This window comes from Fictibacillus sp. S7 (assembly GCF_004127935.1).
GTDB lineage: Bacteria > Bacillota > Bacilli > Bacillales > Fictibacillaceae > Fictibacillus_C > Fictibacillus_C enclensis.
Map to the genome: position 1 here is coordinate 3,103,024 of NZ_QJKL01000001.1, position 20,626 is coordinate 3,123,649.

Below are 20,626 nucleotides of genomic sequence, written 5' to 3' on the forward strand. Positions count from 1 at the left end.
TACAACGCCAGCGTTAAAAAATCAACCCGGACCAGATATTTACAATTCTTGGCGGTCCTGCAACTTCTTCTGTTCTTTGTTCCGTTTTCTGAGCCCCCGAAAGAAAGCAGAAAGCATCTCGCTGCATTCCTCACCACGAACCCCTGCTGCAACCTCGCATTGATGATTAAACCGTTCTTCCTCCAGAAGGTTCATCAATGTGCCGGCACAGCCGCCTTTGGGGTCTGATGCACCATAGACCACCCGGTCGACTCTTGAGAGGACAAGCGCTCCCGCACACATGGCGCACGGCTCAAGGGTAACGTAAAGCGTACTGCCCGAAAGCCTCCAGGCCTCAAGCTTGCGGCACGCCTGATCGATCGCCAGCAGTTCTGCATGAGCAACGGCACGGTGTTCAGTCTCGCGGCGGTTAAAGGCTGCAGCAATCACCTCATCATCCTTCACCAGAACGGCACCGATTGGCACTTCACCTATTTCTTCAGCCTTCTTAGCTTCTTTAAGGGCCAGTGACATATAATACTCGTCTTTTTCTTGTTGAAGCATTGTTTTCAGACTCCATCTTTGTATTTGATGTGATTATACAAAAGGTTTTGCTAATAATAAAGAAAGGAATAGATATGAGTACCTGAGAGTGACTTTAAAAAGGAGTGAGTTTTCTTTGTCCTCATCACCATCTTATCCCCCTGTAGCTCTGTTAATCATAGATGTGATCAATGATTTTGATTTCCCTGAGGGAGAGATGCTCATTGAGCAATCCCTTCCTATCGCCCCTCATATCGCCAACTTGAAAAAAAGGGCTAAGGAAAAAGGAATTCCCGTGATTTATGTTAATGATAATTTCGGTAAATGGCAATCCGATAAACATAAACTTGTGGATTATTGCCTCGGAGAAAGAGGGAAAGAATTTGTGGAGCAGCTTACACCGGAAGAAGATGATTTTTTCATTATCAAACCAATGCACTCCGCTTTCTTTTCAACTCCATTATCCACCCTTTTGCATGACATGAAAATCACAAGCCTGATCATGACTGGCCTTGCCGGAAATATTTGCGTGCTCTTCTCTGCCAATGATGCCTTCATGCGCGATTTTACTCTTTATATACCGGAAGATTGTTCCGCATCCAATATTGCCGAAGATAATGAACGTGCTATTTTGCTTATGAAAAACACACTTAGCGCCGATATAACCAAGGAGAATGAATTGGACCTGGAAAAGATCATAAAAGAAGCGGAAGAAAACAAAAAACGAACGATGTTTTGATAACCTGCCCCAGGATGTTTTGACAAACATCCTCATAAATGATTTTGTTCTATTCCCTCCGCTCTTCATATGCTACAATATCTTCTGTCTGTTATTTTTTTGTAAGTGAAGTTAGGGAGGAACGCAGCATGAATTCTACCCCTTTTATTGCAGTTGAAGGGCCGATTGGTGTTGGAAAGACATCATTAGCAAAAGCCATCTCAGAACACTACAGGTTTAAACTGTTAAAAGAGATTGTAGAAGAGAACCCGTTTTTGGGAAAGTTTTATGAAAACATTGATGAGTGGAGCTTCCAGACAGAAATGTTTTTTCTCTGTAACCGCTACAAGCAGCTTGAGGATATACAGAAACTTTATCTAAACCAAAACATCCCGGTTGTGGCTGATTACCATATTTTTAAGAACCGAATTTTTGCCGAACGGACGCTTACAGGCAAAAATTACGAAAAATACATGCAAATATTTGAGATCTTAACCGAAGACATGCCGGTTCCGAACATGATCATCTATTTGAATGCTGGACTGGAAACGTTGCTTGAACGCATTGAGCTTCGCGGCCGAAATATTGAAAAGCAAATGGATCCTGCTTATCTCATGCAGCTGGTTTCCGACTATGAACTGTTCATGACCGCTTTTCAAAAGGAACATCCTGAGATCCCTGTCCTCACCTTTAACGGAGATGATCTGGATTTTGTTGCAAACAGCAGTGACAAAGAGCGCATCTTTGCCGAAATAGAAACCACCCTGCATAAAGGAGAATTAAGCAGATGAATTTAGCACAGAAATACAACATTCCTTTAGATGCTGTGATTACGGTGGCAGGTACAGTGGGCGCAGGTAAATCCACACTGACTTCTGCACTGGCTGAAGCTTTAAACTTCAGAACATCGATGGAGAAGGTAGACAACAATCCGTACCTCGACAAATTTTACAAGGACTTTGAACGATGGAGCTTCCATCTTCAGATTTTCTTTTTGGCCGAGCGTTTCAAGGAACAAAAACGAATGTTTGAATATGGCGGCGGTTTTGTACAGGACCGCTCGATTTATGAAGATACCGGTATTTTTGCAAAAATGCACGCTGACAAGGGAACCATGTCAAAAATGGACTATGATACGTATACACGGTTGTTCGAGGCCATGGTAATGACTCCATACTTCCCTCATCCGGATGTGCTGATCCATCTGGAAGGTCCGCTGGAAGATATCCTCGAGCGGATCAAACACCGCGGACGCCAAATGGAACAGGATACCCCGGTCGACTACTGGATTGAAATGTATGAGCGGTATGAACAATGGATTTCCAACTTTAATATCTGTCCTGTTCTTCGTGTGAACATCAATGATTATGATCTTATTCAGGACCCGTCATCCATTGAGCAAATTGTCGCCAAGATTGCACAGAAGATCGAAACCAAACGAGAAGTACGTCTATAATAAAATCCTCCCCAGGATGCTTGGGGAGGATTTTTTCTTTCTTATAAATGAGAGCAATAAAAAACACCTGCGCGAGGCAGGTGTGTTCATTATGTATGGAGGAGGTAGAGGGATTCGAACCCCCGCGAGCTGTTACACCCCTGTCGGTTTTCAAGACCGGTCCCTTCAGCCAGACTTGGGTATACCTCCATGTTCAATTCTACTGACAAAAAATATATTACCATGTGACTACCTATAAAGTCAACCGCTTTTTACAAAAATATTCCCCTTATTCATTCTATGCATTCCACCGGCAAAATAGCACGGTATATTAAATAAAAAGGGGGAGGAAGACATAAAGAAAGATCTTGTCCTTTAAAAAAGAGAAAAAGGGAGATTGAGTTCTCCCTTCCTCTGTTCAAGCTTATTATTGGATGATTTCCTTGTTCCCCATGTAAGGACGCAACACTTCCGGAATCACAATGCTTCCGTCTTCCTGCTGATAATTTTCCAAAATTGCAGCAACGGTTCGGCCGATCGCAAGTCCGGATCCATTTAACGTATGAACGTATTCCGGTTTTCCTTTGGCTTCACGACGGAAGCGGATTTGTGCTCTTCTCGCCTGGAAGGCTTCAAAATTGGAACAAGAAGAAATTTCACGGTACGTTCCATAGCTCGGAATCCATACTTCAATGTCGTACTTCTTAGCTGCCGTGAATCCTAAGTCAGCCGTACACATGCTGAGCACCCGGTAAGGAAGCTTCAGGAGCTGAAGAATTTTTTCAGCATGACCTGTAAGCTTTTCGAGTTCTTCATAAGAATCCTCCGGTTTAACAAAGCGTACAAGCTCAACCTTATTAAACTGATGCTGGCGGATCAGGCCGCGTGTGTCTCTTCCTGCAGAACCTGCTTCAGAACGAAAGCACGCGCTGTAGGCCACATAACCTTTTGGCAATTCATCAGCTGTTAAAATCTCGTTGCGGTGCAAGTTTGTTACAGGGACTTCCGCTGTAGGAATTAAAAAGTAATCTTCTTCACGAATTTTAAACGCATCTTCTTCAAACTTAGGAAGCTGCCCGGTACCTGTCATGCTTTCCCGGTTTACCATATATGGCGGTAAAATCTCCGTATAACCATGGTGGTCTTCATGATAATCCATCATCATGTTGATCAAAGCACGTTCCAGACGTGCACCCGCTCCCTTATAAAAAGCAAAACGGCTGCCGGTTACTTTGGCTGCTCTTTCAAAGTCTACAATATCAAGGTCCGTTGCCAAGTCCCAATGTGCCTTAGGCTCAAAGGAAAATTCTTTAATATCTCCCCAATGGCGGACCGGCACGTTATCATCCTCTGTTTCACCAACAGGTACGCTCTCATGTGGAAGATTTGGCAAAGTCAGCATGATGTGATTCAAATCTTCTTCAGTCGTGCGGAGCTCCTCATCAATTGCTTTGATCCTGTCGCCCACTTCACGCATCTCTTTAATCAGATGATCCGCATCCTTCTTTTCACGCTTAAATTCCGCTACCTGTTTGGATACTTCATTCCGCTTGGACTTCAGCGTCTCCGTTTCACCAATCAATTGACGGCGGCGTTCATCCAACGCGAGAAAACGGTCAAGACCGGATAAATCTTCTCCTCGTTTGCTTAGTTTTTCTTTTACTTCATCAAAATTCGCTCGTACAAATTTCAAATCCAGCATGTTTTTATCCTCCTTTATTTCACCTTTACACAACAACTAATGTTCCATCCATCCAAAAGGAAAAGTCCATATGGCTCCGCAAAACCAAAGCCAACGAAGTAATTCGCAATTTTTAAAACGGCGTACAAAATAAAAAACTCCCGTCCCTTCACTACGCATAAAGTAGAAAGGGACGAGAGTTAACCCGCGTTGCCACCCTGGTTGCAGGCGATTGCCTGCCGCTCGGCATTGATAACGGACAATGTGGACCGTGAAAGCCTACGTAACATTTCAGCTTTCCACTCAAGGATGGATTCGCAACAGATTTTGATCGGTTTTCACCAGCCACCGACTCTCTGGTCAAAAATCATGTTGCTACTGATTCCTGTCTTCGATTTAACAAATAATGTTTGTATAGTAATGTACAACAATTTCTTTTTTTATGCAATGACTTTTTTCGTTTCATCCACCATCTGCACAAAAAATTGATGCAGGCGATAGTCATCCGTTAGCTCCGGATGAAAGGCTGCACAAAGGAAATGTCCCTGTCTGGCAGCTACAATGCGGTCATTGTGAACGGAAAGAACTTCAACGTCTTCACCAACATTCACAATGTAAGGAGCACGGATAAATACACCATTTACGTCCTCACCCACACCTTTGATTTCAAGCACTGCTTCAAAGCTTTCTTTTTGGCGGCCGAATGCATTGCGTTCAATCGTCATATCAATCAGCTCGAGGTGGGCGGTATCTTGTCCCTGAATGCTTTTCGCCATCAGGATGAGACCTGCACATGTGCCAAAAACCGGTTTTTCCTTTGCAAATGCTTTGAGTGGTTCAAGAAATTCATATTTATCGATTAAACGCCTCATGGCCGTGCTTTCTCCACCCGGGATAATCAGGCCATCAAGGTCGTTTAGCTCATCAATTCGCTTTACGCTTACTGCTTCTGCGCCGCTTTCCTGTAAAGCTTTAATATGTTCCCTTACAGCGCCTTGCAGAGCAAGTACACCTATCTTAGTCATTTATGCAGCGTTCCCTTCTTACCAGCCTCGCTCCTGCATACGGTCTCCAGGAAGAAGCGTGGAGATGTCAATTCCTTTCATTGCTGTTCCAAGTCCTTTGGACAATTCTGCAATCAGCTCATAATCTCTGTAATGAGTAGTTGCTTCTACAATCGCACGGGCAAACTTTTCGGGGTTTGCTGATTTGAAGATTCCGGATCCAACAAACACACCGTCAGCTCCAAGCTCCATCATTAATGCGGCATCCGCTGGTGTAGCTACACCGCCGGCTGCAAAGTTAACGACTGGAAGACGGCCGTCTTTTTTGATTTGAAGAAGAATTTCATAAGGTGCCCCAAGGTTTTTCGCCTCTGTCATCAATTCATCCTCACTCATTGCAGATACTTTGCGGATCTGGCCTTGAATCATGCGCATGTGGCGAACCGCTTCAACGATGTTGCCTGTTCCTGGCTCACCTTTCGTACGAAGCATGGATGCTCCTTCACCAATACGGCGGGATGCTTCTCCAAGGTCACGTGCCCCACATACAAATGGAACGGTAAAATCACGTTTGTTTAAGTGGAACACTTCATCGGCAGGAGTCAGTACTTCACTTTCATCCAGGTAGTCTACTCCCATGGATTCAAGAACACGAGCTTCGACAATGTGGCCGATTCTTGCTTTCGCCATAACGGGGATACTTACTGCATTGAGTACTTCCTCTACGATGGTAGGGTCAGCCATGCGAGCCACTCCGCCTGCTGCGCGAATATCAGCCGGAACACGCTCAAGCGCCATAACGGCTACTGCACCGGAAGCTTCAGCAATTTTGGCTTGCTCTGCATTGATGACATCCATGATGACTCCGCCTTTTTGCATTTCAGCCATTCCGCGTTTTACACGATCTGTACCTGTTTTCAACATGCTACATATCCCCCTATTTATTAACTCAAATCTGAGTTTTTGTAATAATCAAATTCACACTTATTTTAACGTAAAACCGATAAAATTCATAGGGTTTAAAAAAATACTCTCCAAAAGCAATGCTTTCGAAGAGTATGATATGACATTAGAACCAGCCTTTTACCGTATCCATGGCAGAATCCCAGACACCGCCAAAGAAATGACCCGTGCTTCTCATGGACAGTACAAACCAATTGGCTTTTTCGACCGCTTTGGTTGTTACCACACTGGCTTGTCCTTTGCCGGATCCATCATTGAGCAAATAGCCCTGATCCTTTTCTTTACCTGTATACTTCAGCTCGATGTGTCCGATCGCTTCACCTTTCTTAAGAGGGGCTTTCAATTTCCCGTCTTTATCGAGGTGTTTTTTGTCGATCACAAGTACAGGCTTGTAGTTTTCTTTTTCACCGTTTTTCACCAGCATGGTTACCGGTTCTTTTGTTTTAATTCCTACTTCTTTATCCTTGCCTTGAATAACAGGAAGGGTTTTTTTGTTTTTGAGCTCGTAGCCCTTAGGCAATAATGTTTCTTTAGAATAATTTTCAAATCCATAACTCAGCAGCTTTTTAGTTTCGTCAAAACGGCCTTTGTAGCTGTCTGATTTCATTAAAACAGAGATAAGTCTTGTTCCATCGCGTTTAGCAGTAGCAGCAAAGGCATAACCGGCGCTGTCAGTGGTACCTGTCTTAAGACCATCTACACCTTTATATCCGTATACAAGTTCCGGAAGCATCCAGTTCCAGTTTTTCATAAGGATTTTGTCATCGGTATTTGGACGGAACCATTTAGTAGGAATACTTGCGATATCCAGAACTTCCGGATAATCATTGATCAGCTTGTAAGCAAGAATACCAACGGATTTTGCGGACATTTTATTCTCATCTGTTTTGCTTCCAACAGAGTCAAATCCTTGCAGGTCATTGTTATTCAAACCTGTACAGTTAACAAAACGGGCATCCTTGATTCCCATTTCCTTGGCTTTGTCATTCATCATTTTAACAAACTTTTCTTCAGACCCGCCGACTAGCTCTGCAAGCGCAATAGATGCACCGTTGGCAGAATAGATCGCCATCGCTTCGTAAAGTTCTTTTACCGAATATTTATAGTCACTGCGTAATGGGACATTTGATAGTGAACGGTTTTGAGAAATTTTATGGGCATATGTACTGATGGCAGTTTTTTGATCCCACTTAATTTTACCTTTTTTAATTGCTTCATTTACCAGGTATTCTGTCATCATTTTTGACATACTGGCAGGCGGCAATACTTGCTCGGCTTTCTTTTGATATAAAACCTTTCCTGTATCTCCATCAACTAAAATCGCGGTCTCTGAACTGGATTTAAGCACAGGAGCAGCACTTGCTTTATCTGAATATCCAAACATACTGGCTGATAACATCGAAACCAAAACAGCAGAAAACGTAATACCTTTAATTTTGTTGCCGAACAACACTGACACCTCCATACAATTTACACACAAACGTAATTGTACCATAGCAATATACAAAAAAATAGACAGAGGAATAACCTCTGTCCACTTTTTTTCAAAAATCTATCTTTAGACTGAATAATTTGGTGCTTCTTTGGTAATCTGAACCTGGTGAGGATGACTCTCGCGAAGCCCGGCACCTGTAATCCGAACAAACTTGGAATTATTTTGAAGATCTTCGATTGTTGGTGTCCCGCAATATCCCATACCGGAACGAATACCTCCGACTAGCTGGAACAAGGTATCGGCCAGCGGTCCTTTGTAAGGTACTCGTCCTTCAATGCCTTCCGGAACAAGTTTTTGGTTATTTTCCTGGAAATATCGGTCGCGGCTTCCTTGTTCCATGGCGCCGATGGATCCCATTCCCCGGTATACCTTAAACTGACGTCCCTGATAAATCTCACGCTCTCCCGGGCTTTCTGACACACCGGCAAGCATGCTGCCCAGCATAACGGCATATCCTCCAGAAGCCAGTGCTTTTACGATGTCACCGGAATATTTAATGCCACCGTCCGCAATGATTGGAATCCCGTGCTTTCGGGCTTCTGTCGCACAATCATAAACAGCTGTAATCTGTGGAACGCCAACTCCTGCCACAACGCGTGTAGTACAGATAGACCCTGGACCAATACCTACTTTAACCACACTAGCGCCTGCTTCAATAAGATCCCTTGTCGCTTCGGCAGTAGCCACATTACCGGCAATAATCGTAAGGTCCGGATATTTGGCACGGACTTCCCTGACTTTAGTCAGTACGCCTTCAGAATGGCCATGAGCGGTATCAATAACGATAGCATCCACGCCAGCTTCCACAAGCTTGTCGATACGAACCATCGCATCCTTCGTCACACCTACTGCTGCACCAGCCAGCAAACGTCCCTGGCTGTCTTTTGCAGAGTTCGGAAACTCAATCACTTTCTCAATATCTTTTATGGTAATTAATCCTTGAAGAGTTCCTTCATCATCAACCAATGGAAGCTTTTCAATCTTATGCTTTTGAAGCAATTGTTCAGCTTCTTTAAGCGTTGTTCCAACAGGTGCGGTAACAAGGTTCTCTTTTGTCATGACATCTGAAATCTGGATGGAGTAATCTTCAATAAAGCGAAGATCACGGTTGGTGAGAATGCCGACTAATTTTTTGTCGCCATCGACAATGGGTACACCGCTAATTCTGTATTTCCCCATAAGGTGCTCAGCATCAAATACTTGATGGTCAGGAGTCAGGTAAAAAGGATCTGTGATAACCCCACTCTCAGAACGCTTGACCCTGTCCACTTGTTCCGCTTGCTGTTCAATTGACATGTTTTTATGGATAATACCCAACCCGCCCTGGCGTGCCATCGCAATTGCCATTTCAGCTTCTGTTACGGTATCCATTCCTGCACTAATAATCGGTACATTTAGTTGTACAGAGTCAGAAAGACGTGTCTTTAAAGAGACATCCTTTGGCAGTACTGAGGACTTTGACGGAACCAACAGTACATCATCAAACGTTAATCCTTCTTTCTCAAACTTGCTCTCCCACATGCTTACTCCACCCTTCTCATCAATTTTCTTCCTGTAAAATATTATTTGTAGATTAACAACTGGATAAACTACTGTCAAGGAAGGAACAATAAGTCTAACTTTTCAAAAAATAACAGGAGAGGAGCACACTCATGTCAACTCATAATATTTGGTCTATGTACAGCAGCTTCCTCTCTTCAAGCAGGGCTCAAAAATATCTTTATTCTTGTTACTTCAGCAAAGGGATTGAGCAGGCAGAAAGCAAAAGTTACCAGAACTGCTACCCCTTTATCTATTTTCTCGAACACGGAAAAAAATATTATGATCTTGCGGGCACAGCTCCTACAGAGCTGCAGCCTGTTCTTTTGTTCTATGGTATGATCCAGCTGCTTAAAGCCTGCATCCTGACGGTCGATCCCGGCTATCCGGAAAACAGCTCCGTGCTTGCCCATGGGGTGACGACAAGGAAACGGAAAAAGAAGTATTATGAATTCCTTCATGATGAAGTGAGAATCCAAAGAAGCGGCCTTTTTAATCACTTTTCTACTGAATTGTTTCATGTGAAACATGCTGAAGGAGAAAAGCTGAAAATGAACGACATTATGCCTCTTATTCCTGAATTAAGAGATCTGTTTTGGCATGTGCAAAATGAATCGGTAAATGTAGCCGTCTGCAGAAAGGACCAGGAACTGATGATTCCAGTTGAGGTCCTTGACGGTCTGTACATGAATACGGAAAGGTTCCTCCTTTTCCTGAATGAAAATCCAGCCATTACGTATCAGTTATTAAAAGAAACAAAGGAACACATCATTGTACACTCATCCAAGGAGCTGCATCCTCTTGAGTGCGAGCCATTCAGTTACCATAGTAACGGTCAATATTACTTGTATGGCAGCAGGCGGGAAATGAAGGAATTGAATGAATGTATGATTCATTACGCGGTACTCTACAACCTGAGTATGTTGTGCCGCTATGAAACCGAATGGTGGAGTGACATCTTCCACTCCTACACGACCAATGATCTCCCTTTTATTAAAGAGTTTCTCGCCGTTACACAGTACAAAGTGCCTTATCTGCTGGGTGAGTATTTGCGCAGGAAGGATTTACAGGGAGAGGGCTATTGATTTTTAAAGGCAAAGGACTAATTGGATATTGTGGCGAGGGGTGATTCATGGCTTTGAGGATATCCTGGTCTTCTAATCGTTGCGTTACTTGCAGTTCGACAAAGAACACTTGTAAATCACGTCATTTTCATCTTTCGACAAAACAAAAAAGCACCGCTGAATGTTCAGCAGTGCTTTCATTTGCCCGGCAACGTCCTACTCTAACAGGGGGAAGCCCCCAACTACCATCGGCGCTGAAGAGCTTAACTTCCGTGTTCGGTATGGGAACGGGTGTGACCTCTTCGCTATTGCCACCAGACATCTATCGGTTTGTGATCAACGGCGATTTTCTTCGTCAGCTTCACTCCTCCTCTTCCTCATGTACGGTAAAGTACACTCCGGAGAGTCCTCGTTTTGCTTCCTCGAATCTCTTGTCGCTGACAAACCTTTTGTTTTTGAGGCATATTCCCTCAAAACTAGATAACTTCATCCAAACTTACTGATTTAATTAAGGATAAGCCCTCGACCGATTAGTATCTGTCAGCTCCACGTGTCACCACGCTTCCACACCAGACCTATCAACCTCATCATCTCTAAGGGGTCTTACTCACTTGACGTGATGGGAAATCTCATCTTGAGGGGGGCTTCATGCTTAGATGCTTTCAGCACTTATCCCGTCCACACGTAGCTACCCAGCTATGCCCCTGGCGGAACAACTGGTACACCAGCGGTGTGTCCATCCCGGTCCTCTCGTACTAAGGACAGCTCCTCTCAAATTTCCTGCGCCCGCGACGGATAGGGACCGAACTGTCTCACGACGTTCTGAACCCAGCTCGCGTACCGCTTTAATGGGCGAACAGCCCAACCCTTGGGACCTACTTCAGCCCCAGGATGCGATGAGCCGACATCGAGGTGCCAAACCTCCCCGTCGATGTGGACTCTTGGGGGAGATAAGCCTGTTATCCCCAGGGTAGCTTTTATCCGTTGAGCGATGGCCCTTCCATGCGGAACCACCGGATCACTAAGCCCGACTTTCGTCCCTGCTCGACTTGTAGGTCTCGCAGTCAAGCTCCCTTGTGCCTTTACACTCTGCGAATGATTTCCAACCATTCTGAGGGAACCTTTGGGCGCCTCCGTTACGATTTAGGAGGCGACCGCCCCAGTCAAACTGCCCACCTGACACTGTCTCCGAACCGGATCACGGTTCCAGGTTAGAATTTCAATACAGTCAGGGTAGTATCCCACCGACGCCTCCATCGAAGCTGGCGCTCCGACTTCTCAGGCTCCTACCTATCCTGTACAAACTGTACCAAAATCCAATATCAAGCTGCAGTAAAGCTCCATGGGGTCTTTCCGTCCTGTCGCGGGTAACCTGCATCTTCACAGGTACTATAATTTCACCGGGTCTCTCGTTGAGACAGTATCCAAATCGTTACACCTTTCGTGCGGGTCGGAACTTACCCGACAAGGAATTTCGCTACCTTAGGACCGTTATAGTTACGGCCGCCGTTTACTGGGGCTTCAATTCAGAGCTTCTCCCCTAAGGGATAACCCCTCCTCTTAACCTTCCAGCACCGGGCAGGTGTCAGCCCCTATACTTCGCCTTGCGGCTTCGCAGAGACCTGTGTTTTTGCTAAACAGTCGCTTGGATCTATTCACTGCGGCTCTCTCGGGCGATAAACCCTACCAGAGCACCCCTTCTCCCGAAGTTACGGGGTCATTTTGCCGAGTTCCTTAACGAGAGTTCTCCCGATCATCTTAGGATTCTCTCCTCGCCTACCTGTGTCGGTTTGCGGTACGGGCACCTCTTTCCTCACTAGAGGCTTTTCTTGGCAGTGTAGGATCAGGGACTTCGGTACTGTAATTTCCCTCGCCGTCACAGCTCAGCCTTCACGATTGCGGGATTTGCCTCACAATCAGCCTAACTGCTTAGACGCGCATTTCCATTCGCGCGCTCTCCCTACCTTCCTGCGTCCCCCCGTCGTTCAAACGGAAAGGAGGTGGTACAGGAATTTCAACCTGTTGGCCATCGCCTACGCCTTTCGGCCTCGGCTTAGGTCCCGACTAACCCTGAGCGGACGAGCCTTCCTCAGGAAACCTTAGGCTTTCGATGGACAAGATTCTCACTTGTCTTTCGCTACTCATACCGGCATTCTCACTTCAAAGCGCTCCACCAGTCCTTCCGGTCTGACTTCACCGCACTTCGAACGCTCCCCTACCACTGTACCTGATGGTACAATCCATAGCTTCGGTGATACGTTTAGCCCCGGTACATTTTCGGCGCAGAGTCACTCGACCAGTGAGCTATTACGCACTCTTTAAATGGTGGCTGCTTCTAAGCCAACATCCTGGTTGTCTGGGCAACTCCACATCCTTTCCCACTTAACGTATACTTTGGGACCTTAGCTGATGGTCTGGGCTGTTTCCCTCTTGACTACGGATCTTATCACTCGCAGTCTGACTCCCGCGGATAAGTCTCTGGCATTCGGAGTTTGACTGAATTCGGTAACCCTGTGGGGGCCCCTAGTCCAATCAGTGCTCTACCTCCAGGACTCTAGCCGCGAGGCTAGCCCTAAAGCTATTTCGGGGAGAACCAGCTATCTCCGTGTTCGATTGGCATTTCACCCCTACCCACACCTCATCCCCGCACTTTTCAACGTGCGTGGGTTCGGGCCTCCATTCAGTGTTACCTGAACTTCACCCTGGACATGGGTAGATCACACGGTTTCGGGTCTACGACAACGTACTATGGCGCCCTATTCAGACTCGCTTTCGCTGCGGCTCCGCCTTCTCGGCTTAACCTTGCACGTTATCGTAACTCGCCGGTTCATTCTACAAAAGGCACGCTGTCACCCGTTAATGGGCTCCAACTACTTGTAGGCACACGGTTTCAGGATCTCTTTCACTCCCCTTCCGGGGTGCTTTTCACCTTTCCCTCACGGTACTGGTTCACTATCGGTCACTAGGGAGTATTTAGCCTTGGGAGATGGTCCTCCCGGATTCCGACGGGGTTTCACGTGTCCCGCCGTACTCAGGATCCACTCAGGAGGGAACGAAGTTTCAACTACAGGGCTGTTACCTTCTTTGGCCGGCCTTTCCAGACCGCTTCATCTACCCCGTTCCTTTGTAACTCCATGTAGAGTGTCCTACAACCCCAGAGGGCAAGCCCTCTGGTTTGGGCTGTTTCCGTTTCGCTCGCCGCTACTCAGGAAATCGCATTTGCTTTCTCTTCCTCCGGGTACTTAGATGTTTCAGTTCCCCGGGTCTGCCTTCTCATATCCTATGTATTCAGATATGGATACCATCCCATTACGGATGGTGGGTTCCCCCATTCGGAAATCCCCGGATCAACGCTTACTTACAGCTCCCCGAGGCATATCGGTGTTCGTCCCGTCCTTCTTCGGCTCCTAGTGCCAAGGCATCCACCGTGCGCCCTTTCTAGCTTAACCTTTAAACACGATCGTAAGATCGTAAAAAAATCACTAAATCAGCGCACAACTAATGAATTAGTTGGCTTGTTTGGATGTTTCGTTATCTAGTTTTCAAGGAACATGGCCACATCAAATGTGTAACCTTTATGAATTGAAAGAAACGATGTTCTTTCAAAACCAAACAAAAGCTCAGAGTAAGATTCATGAGGCACCTGAGTGCTCATGTCTCCATAGAAAGGAGGTGATCCAGCCGCACCTTCCGATACGGCTACCTTGTTACGACTTCACCCCAATCATCTGTCCCACCTTCGGCGGCTGGCTCCAAAAGGTTACCCCACCGACTTCGGGTGTTACAAACTCTCGTGGTGTGACGGGCGGTGTGTACAAGGCCCGGGAACGTATTCACCGCGGCATGCTGATCCGCGATTACTAGCAATTCCGGCTTCATGTAGGCGAGTTGCAGCCTACAATCCGAACTGAGAGTGGCTTTTTGGGATTGGCTCGGCCTCGCGGCTTCGCAACCCTTTGTACCACCCATTGTAGCACGTGTGTAGCCCAGGTCATAAGGGGCATGATGATTTGACGTCATCCCCACCTTCCTCCGGTTTGTCACCGGCAGTCACCTTAGAGTGCCCAACTGAATGCTGGCAACTAAGGTCAAGGGTTGCGCTCGTTGCGGGACTTAACCCAACATCTCACGACACGAGCTGACGACAACCATGCACCACCTGTCACTCTGTCCCCCGAAGGGGAAAGCTTGATCTCTCAAGTGGTCAGAGGATGTCAAGACCTGGTAAGGTTCTTCGCGTTGCTTCGAATTAAACCACATGCTCCACTGCTTGTGCGGGCCCCCGTCAATTCCTTTGAGTTTCAGCCTTGCGGCCGTACTCCCCAGGCGGAGTGCTTAATGTGTTAACGTCAGCACTGAGGGTGGAACCCCCCAACACCTAGCACTCATCGTTTACGGCGTGGACTACCAGGGTATCTAATCCTGTTTGCTCCCCACGCTTTCGCGCCTCAGCGTCAGTTACAGGCCAAAAAGCCGCCTTCGCCACTGGTGTTCCTCCACATCTCTACGCATTTCACCGCTACACGTGGAATTCCACTTTTCTCTCCTGCACTCAAGTCTCCCAGTTTCCAATGACCCTCCACGGTTGAGCCGTGGGCTTTCACATCAGACTTAAGAAACCGCCTGCGCGCGCTTTACGCCCAATAATTCCGGATAACGCTTGCCACCTACGTATTACCGCGGCTGCTGGCACGTAGTTAGCCGTGGCTTTCTGGTCAGGTACCGTCAAGGTACCGGCAGTTACTCCGGTACTTGTTCTTCTCTGACAACAGAGCTTTACGACCCGAAGGCCTTCATCGCTCACGCGGCGTTGCTCGGTCAGACTTTCGTCCATTGCCGAAGATTCCCTACTGCTGCCTCCCGTAGGAGTCTGGGCCGTGTCTCAGTCCCAGTGTGGCCGATCACCCTCTCAGGTCGGCTACGCATCGTCGCCTTGGTGAGCCGTTACCTCACCAACTAGCTAATGCGCCGCGGGCCCATCTGTAAGCGTCAGCCGAAACCGACTTTCAAAAAAGAAGCAGGCGCTTCTCGTTATCATCCGGTATTAGCTCCGGTTTCCCGGAGTTATCCCCGTCTTACAGGCAGGTTACCCACGTGTTACTCACCCGTCCGCCGCTAAATCAGAGGAGCAAGCTCCTCGTCATTCGCTCGACTTGCATGTATTAGGCACGCCGCCAGCGTTCATCCTGAGCCAGGATCAAACTCTCCAATAAAGTGTTTGATATAGCTCTTAATGTTTAAAAATAAGAAATTGATGGGATTGTAAAATCCCTGACTTACTCTGGCTTTTGTTTGGTTTTCAAAGAACATTTTGTTTGCGCCGCTCGTTTTGGCGACTTTATTAGAATACCATATTAGCATCTATCAAGTCAACCATTTTCTCTAAAAAGTTTTTTCAAAGATTTGCCTGCCGAACAGGCTTAACAAGAAGCTAAATAAATATACCATCTTATTATATACATTGCAAGTGTTTTTTATAAAAAATGTATTTCTACTGAAAAGAAATGAATCAAAGAAAAAAAGGCTGTTAGAAGTGGATTCACTTTTAACAGCCTTTTTACTGTATTGCTTATTCTTCTGGATCGGTATCGCTGTCTTCGTCATGTACTTCAGTTTCATTTGTTTCCATTTTTACTTCTTGTTCATCAGCGCTGGGTTCCATTGTTTCTTCGATGGCCTCATCAATGGCTTCATCCAATTCTTCTTCTTTTTCAACGACTGCTACCGTGGCCACGTGATTGCCTTCCTGCATGGAGATCAGCTTCACACCTTGTGTGTTTCGGCCCATGGAAGAGATGCCTTCCACATTCATACGGATAAGAATGCCGTCTGCGGTAATGATCATCAGATCTTGATCGTTTGTAACGGTTTTAAGGGCAGTGATATCGCCATTTCTTTCGGTAATATTGCATGTTTTAATCCCTTTACCGCCACGGGACTGCAGTCGGTATTCTTCCATCGGCGTACGTTTGCCGAAGCCATTTTCCGTAACAATCAGGACCTCATGCCCTTCATCAAGTACTTCCATGCCGACAACATAATCGTCTTTGCCAAGAGTGACGGCTTTTACACCTGCAGCTGTACGGCCCATGGACCGCACATCATCCTCTTTATAACGGATCGCCATACCTTTGCTTGTTCCGACAATGATTTCTTTGTTGCCATCGGTCAGTTTGACGCCCATCAATTCATCCTCGTCACGCAAGGTAATGGCAAACAAACCGCCTTTGCGGATATTGGCAAATTGGGAAAGCGGTGAACGCTTGGTAATCCCGTGTCGTGTCATGAAGTTGAGATACCAGGTATCTTCAAATTCTTCCACCGGAATAACAGCAGAAATCGTTTCTCCGCGTTCAACCTGAAGCATATTGATAATTGGAATTCCTTTTGCAGTTCTGCTCATCTCAGGGATTTCGTATCCTTTTAGACGATATACCTTCCCTTTGTTGGTGAAGAACAAGATCGTGTTATGGGAATTCGTGGTGAACAGGTGTTCCACGAAATCTTCATCACCTGTGCCCATACCCTGGATACCTCTTCCTCCCCGTCGCTGTGAGCGGTACGTTGAGATCGGAAGTCGTTTGATATAGCCATTGTTGGTCAGAGTAATAACTACGTTTGTTCTTGGAATTAAATCTTCATCCTCGATCATATCAAAGCCAACCGTAATATTGGTTCGGCGCTCATCCGCAAAACGCTCTTTAACTTCGGTGAGTTCTTCACGGATGATTTCAAGGATTTTTTCCTCGTCCGCCAGTATCGCGCGGAGTTCGGCAATTAAAGCAACAAGCTCTTTATATTCATTTTCAATTTTATCGCGTTCCAGACCGGTCAGACGCTGCAAGCGCATTTCCAGGATTGCCTGGGCCTGTTCAAGGCTTAGACCAAACCTTTCCATCAAACCGTCACGTGCAATGTCTGTAGTTCTTGATCCGCGAATCAACGCAATGACTTCATCCAGATGATCAAGCGCAATGCGCAAACCTTCGAGAATGTGTGCCCTGGCTTCAGCCTTGCGAAGCTCAAATTCGGTTCTTCTGCGAATAATAACCTGCTGATGTTTCAAATAATAATGCAGACATTCCTTTAAATTAAGGACCTTCGGCTGCCCATCGACAAGGGCAAGCATGTTAATTCCAAAGCTTGTTTGCAGTGCCGTATGCTTGTACAGGTTATTCAACAGCACATTGGCATTAGCATCGCGGCGGACTTCAATAACAATTCTCATCCCGTTACGGTCGGATTCGTCACGAAGATCAGTAATGCCATCGACTTTTTTGTCTCTTACTAATTCAGCAATTTTTTCTACCAATCGGGCTTTGTTGACCTGATAAGGAAGTTCGCTGACAATGATGAAGTTTTTGCCATTGGATTGTTCTTCAATTTCCGCTTTGGCACGGATAATGATGGAACCCCTTCCTGTCTGGTAGGCCTTTCTGATTCCTTCACGACCAAGGATCTCACCTGCTGTCGGGAAATCCGGGCCAGGAATAAATTCCATAAGCTCAGGAATTGAGATGTCAGGATTTTGGCTAAGTTCAAGCACACCGTCAATGACTTCTCCAAGGTGATGAGGAGGAATGTTCGTTGCCATACCCACCGCGATTCCCGATGTACCGTTAACAAGCAGGTTTGGAAAACGGGAAGGCATAACAACGGGTTCTCTTTCCGAGCCGTCATAGTTATCTTTGTAATCAATGGTGTCTTTATTGATGTCACGGACAATTTCCATGGCAATCTTGGACATTCTGGCTTCGGTATAACGCATGGCCGCTGCGGCGTCACCGTCAACGGATCCAAAGTTACCATGTCCGTCAACAAGCATGTGGCGGTAGTTGAAATCCTGTGCCATACGGACCATGGTTTCATACACGGCAGAGTCGCCGTGCGGGTGATACTTACCGATTACTTCTCCGACGATACGCGCTGACTTCTTGTATGCTTTATCTGCGGTCATGCCCAAGTCGTTCATGGCATAAAGAATACGCCGGTGAACAGGCTTCAGGCCATCCCGGACATCCGGAAGAGCACGGCTGACAATAACACTCATCGCATAATCCATAAAAGAAGTACGCATTTCCGAGCTGATATTTATTTCCTTCACCCGGGATTGATCTGCTTCAGACATTGATTCTAACCTCCATTTACTGCATGTTCCATTTACTTTTTACTTAAATAAAGATCTATAAAAACGGTAAGAGAAACAGGGTGTCCCCTGTTTCCACTGATGTTAAATATCCAAGTTTTTTACATAATGGGCGTTTTCCTGAATGAAATCGCGGCGGGGTTCAACCTTATCTCCCATCAGAATATCAAAGGTTTGATCCGCTTCAATTGCATCTTTCAGTTCAACCTGCAGCAATGTCCGCGTAGTCGGATCCATTGTGGTTTCCCATAACTGTGCAGGGTTCATTTCTCCAAGACCTTTATAACGTTGAACGCCAGGTTTCGGATTCTGCGGAAGCTCACCCATAATTCTTTCCATTTCTTTATCATTATAAGCATATTCAATCCGTTTTCCCTGCTGCACTTTGTATAAAGGCGGCTGGGCAATATAGACATAGCCGTTTTCCACGATCGGCCGCATGTAACGATAGAAGAACGTCAGAAGCAGTGTACGAATGTGCGCGCCGTCGACATCGGCATCCGTCATGATGATGACTTTATGATAGCGGGCTTTGGTAATGTCAAAGTCCTCTCCAATCCCGGTGCCAAGTGCTGTAATGATGGCACGGATCTCATTGTTTGAGAGAATTTTATCAAGACGCGCTTTTTCCACGTTAATGATTTTACCGCGCAATGGCAAAATGGCCTGGAAGTGACGGTCACGCCCCTGTTTGGCGGATCCGCCCGCTGAGTCACCCTCAACGATGTACAGCTCGGAGATGCTGGCATCCTTGGATGAGCAATCGGCAAGCTTTCCTGGAAGAGAAGAAACCTCCAGTGCGCTTTTTCTTCGGGTTAACTCACGCGCTTTTTTCGCAGCCACGCGGGCACGGAGCGCCATCATCCCTTTTTCCACTACTTTCCGTGCCACATCAGGGTTCTCAAGCATAAAGGTAGAAAACTGTTCGGAAAACAGTGATTCGGTGATCGTTCTTGCTTCAGAGTTGCCGAGCTTTGTTTTCGTTTGTCCTTCAAACTGCGGATCCGGATGCTTGATGGAGATGATCGCCGTCAAGCCTTCACGTACATCATCACCGGAAAGGTTCGTATCACTGTCTTTAAAAATATTATTACGTCGGCCATAATCGTTAATTACACGGGTCAGGGCGGTTTTAAATCCGGATTCATGCGTACCGCCCTCATGTGTATTAATATTGTTGGCAAACGAGTAAATATTGCTTGTATAGCTGTCGTTATACTGCAAGGCAATTTCAAGAGAAATGCCTTCTTTTTCACCTTCAATAAAAATCGGCTCATGAATCGCTTCACGCGAGCGGTTGATATGTTCAACGTAGGATTTAATTCCGCCTTCATAGTGATATTCCTGTACCACAGGTTCTTCTTCACGTTTGTCGATGGCGACAATTTTAATGCCACGGTTGAGATAGGCCAATTCTCTGATCCGCTGGGACAGAGTCTCAAAATCATATTCAATGGTTTCTGTGAAAATTTCTGTATCCGGCACAAAATGAGTTCTTGTACCCCTGTCTTCCGTTTCGCCGATCACTTTAAGGTCAGCAGTAGGAATTCCCCTGTGATATTTCTGATAGTGAATCTTTCCGTCACGGTAAATGGTAACTTCCATTTCACTGGACAGCGCGTTAACAACCGATGCACCTACCCCGTGCAGGCCACCGGATACTTTATAGCCTCCGCCGCCGAATTTACCGCCGGCATGAAGAACCGTCATGATGACCTCCACAGCCGGACGTCCCATTTTTTCATGGATTCCGACCGGGATTCCGCGCCCGTTATCGGTTACGGTGATGCTGTTGTCTTTTTCGATCGTTACTGTAATCTCATCACAGTATCCGGCAAGCGCTTCATCAATGGAGTTGTCGACAATTTCCCATACGAGATGGTGCAATCCTCTCACATTGGTGGAGCCAATATACATACCCGGGCGTTTGCGGACAGCTTCCAGTCCTTCTAATACCTGAATATCACTTTCATCATAATGCTGTTCTAATTCTTGATCAGTACTCATTTTTTTCTTCACCTACATTTCGGTTTCGGGAACATTTTTAAACGATTGCCTG

Annotated in this window: 12 protein-coding genes, 1 tRNA gene, 3 rRNA genes and 1 other annotated feature; of the genes, 4 read left to right on the forward strand and 12 right to left on the reverse strand. The window is 46.1% G+C overall.

Going from position 1 to position 20,626, the window contains the following annotated elements:
* Nucleotides 1-39 precede the first annotated feature (39 nt).
* Complete coding sequence (gene tadA / locus DMO16_RS16170) at nucleotides 40-543, reverse strand: tRNA adenosine(34) deaminase TadA (protein WP_061976027.1); 504 nt, start codon at nucleotides 541-543, stop codon at nucleotides 40-42.
* Nucleotides 544-658: 115 nt separating this feature from the next.
* Here tadA and DMO16_RS16175 point away from each other — a divergent pair, with 115 nt between their 5' ends.
* From DMO16_RS16175 to DMO16_RS16185, 3 genes are all read left to right on the forward strand, one after another.
* Nucleotides 659-1,261: a cysteine hydrolase family protein gene (locus DMO16_RS16175; RefSeq protein WP_061976025.1), complete on the forward strand. Its 603-nt coding sequence runs from the start codon at nucleotides 659-661 to the stop codon at nucleotides 1,259-1,261.
* Nucleotides 1,262-1,389: 128 nt separating this feature from the next.
* Nucleotides 1,390-2,031 carry a deoxynucleoside kinase gene (locus DMO16_RS16180; RefSeq protein WP_129478613.1) on the forward strand — a complete coding sequence of 214 codons (642 nt, stop codon included), beginning with the start codon at nucleotides 1,390-1,392 and terminating at the stop codon, nucleotides 2,029-2,031.
* Complete coding sequence (locus tag DMO16_RS16185) at nucleotides 2,028-2,696, forward strand: deoxynucleoside kinase (RefSeq protein ID WP_061976021.1); 669 nt, start codon at nucleotides 2,028-2,030, stop codon at nucleotides 2,694-2,696. The genes DMO16_RS16180 and DMO16_RS16185 overlap by 4 nt, the downstream gene beginning before the upstream one ends.
* 96 nt (nucleotides 2,697-2,792) lie before the next feature.
* Here the strand turns inward: DMO16_RS16185 and DMO16_RS16190 are convergent.
* The 6 genes from DMO16_RS16190 to guaB form a co-directional block, all read right to left on the reverse strand.
* Nucleotides 2,793-2,885 (reverse strand) — tRNA-Ser (locus tag DMO16_RS16190).
* Nucleotides 2,886-3,102: 217 nt separating this feature from the next.
* Entirely contained in the window at nucleotides 3,103-4,377 is a 1,275-nt protein-coding gene (gene serS / locus DMO16_RS16195) for a serine--tRNA ligase (protein ID WP_061976019.1), read from the reverse strand.
* Between the two features lie 165 nt (nucleotides 4,378-4,542).
* Nucleotides 4,543-4,757, reverse strand: a binding site (T-box leader).
* 39 nt (nucleotides 4,758-4,796) lie between these two features.
* Nucleotides 4,797-5,381 carry a pyridoxal 5'-phosphate synthase glutaminase subunit PdxT gene (pdxT, locus tag DMO16_RS16200; protein WP_129478615.1) on the reverse strand — a complete coding sequence of 195 codons (585 nt, stop codon included), beginning with the start codon at nucleotides 5,379-5,381 and terminating at the stop codon, nucleotides 4,797-4,799.
* 18 nt (nucleotides 5,382-5,399) lie between these two features.
* Nucleotides 5,400-6,284 (reverse strand): pyridoxal 5'-phosphate synthase lyase subunit PdxS, encoded by an 885-nt coding sequence (pdxS, locus tag DMO16_RS16205; RefSeq protein WP_061976015.1) that lies wholly within the window; start codon nucleotides 6,282-6,284, stop codon nucleotides 5,400-5,402.
* 145 nt (nucleotides 6,285-6,429) lie between these two features.
* The gene (locus DMO16_RS16210) at nucleotides 6,430-7,722 is read right to left on the reverse strand and encodes a serine hydrolase (RefSeq protein ID WP_164989020.1); all 1,293 of its coding nucleotides are present in this window, start codon (nucleotides 7,720-7,722) and stop codon (nucleotides 6,430-6,432) included.
* Between the two features lie 159 nt (nucleotides 7,723-7,881).
* On the reverse strand, nucleotides 7,882-9,339 hold the full coding sequence (guaB, locus tag DMO16_RS16215; protein ID WP_129478619.1) for an IMP dehydrogenase: 1,458 nt from the start codon (nucleotides 9,337-9,339) through the stop codon (nucleotides 7,882-7,884).
* Between the two features lie 131 nt (nucleotides 9,340-9,470).
* On the opposite strand from guaB, the gene DMO16_RS16220 reads away from it, so the two are divergent.
* Nucleotides 9,471-10,442 carry a YaaC family protein gene (locus DMO16_RS16220; RefSeq protein ID WP_129478621.1) on the forward strand — a complete coding sequence of 324 codons (972 nt, stop codon included), beginning with the start codon at nucleotides 9,471-9,473 and terminating at the stop codon, nucleotides 10,440-10,442.
* Nucleotides 10,443-10,624: 182 nt separating this feature from the next.
* Here the strand turns inward: DMO16_RS16220 and rrf are convergent.
* From rrf to gyrB, 5 genes are all read right to left on the reverse strand, one after another.
* Nucleotides 10,625-10,740: ribosomal RNA gene (rrf, locus tag DMO16_RS16225) — 5S ribosomal RNA — on the reverse strand.
* 191 nt (nucleotides 10,741-10,931) lie between these two features.
* A 23S ribosomal RNA gene (locus DMO16_RS16230) occupies nucleotides 10,932-13,870 on the reverse strand.
* A gap of 216 nt (nucleotides 13,871-14,086) precedes the next feature.
* Nucleotides 14,087-15,634: ribosomal RNA gene (locus DMO16_RS16235) — 16S ribosomal RNA — on the reverse strand.
* The 16S, 23S and 5S rRNA genes sit together here, the layout of an rRNA operon.
* Before the next feature lie 356 nt (nucleotides 15,635-15,990).
* Complete coding sequence (gene gyrA, locus DMO16_RS16240; RefSeq protein ID WP_129478623.1) at nucleotides 15,991-18,549, reverse strand: DNA gyrase subunit A; 2,559 nt, start codon at nucleotides 18,547-18,549, stop codon at nucleotides 15,991-15,993.
* A 102-nt stretch (nucleotides 18,550-18,651) separates the two neighbouring features.
* Nucleotides 18,652-20,574: a DNA topoisomerase (ATP-hydrolyzing) subunit B gene (gyrB, locus tag DMO16_RS16245; protein ID WP_061973066.1), complete on the reverse strand. Its 1,923-nt coding sequence runs from the start codon at nucleotides 20,572-20,574 to the stop codon at nucleotides 18,652-18,654.
* Between the last annotated feature and the right edge of the window lie 52 nt (nucleotides 20,575-20,626).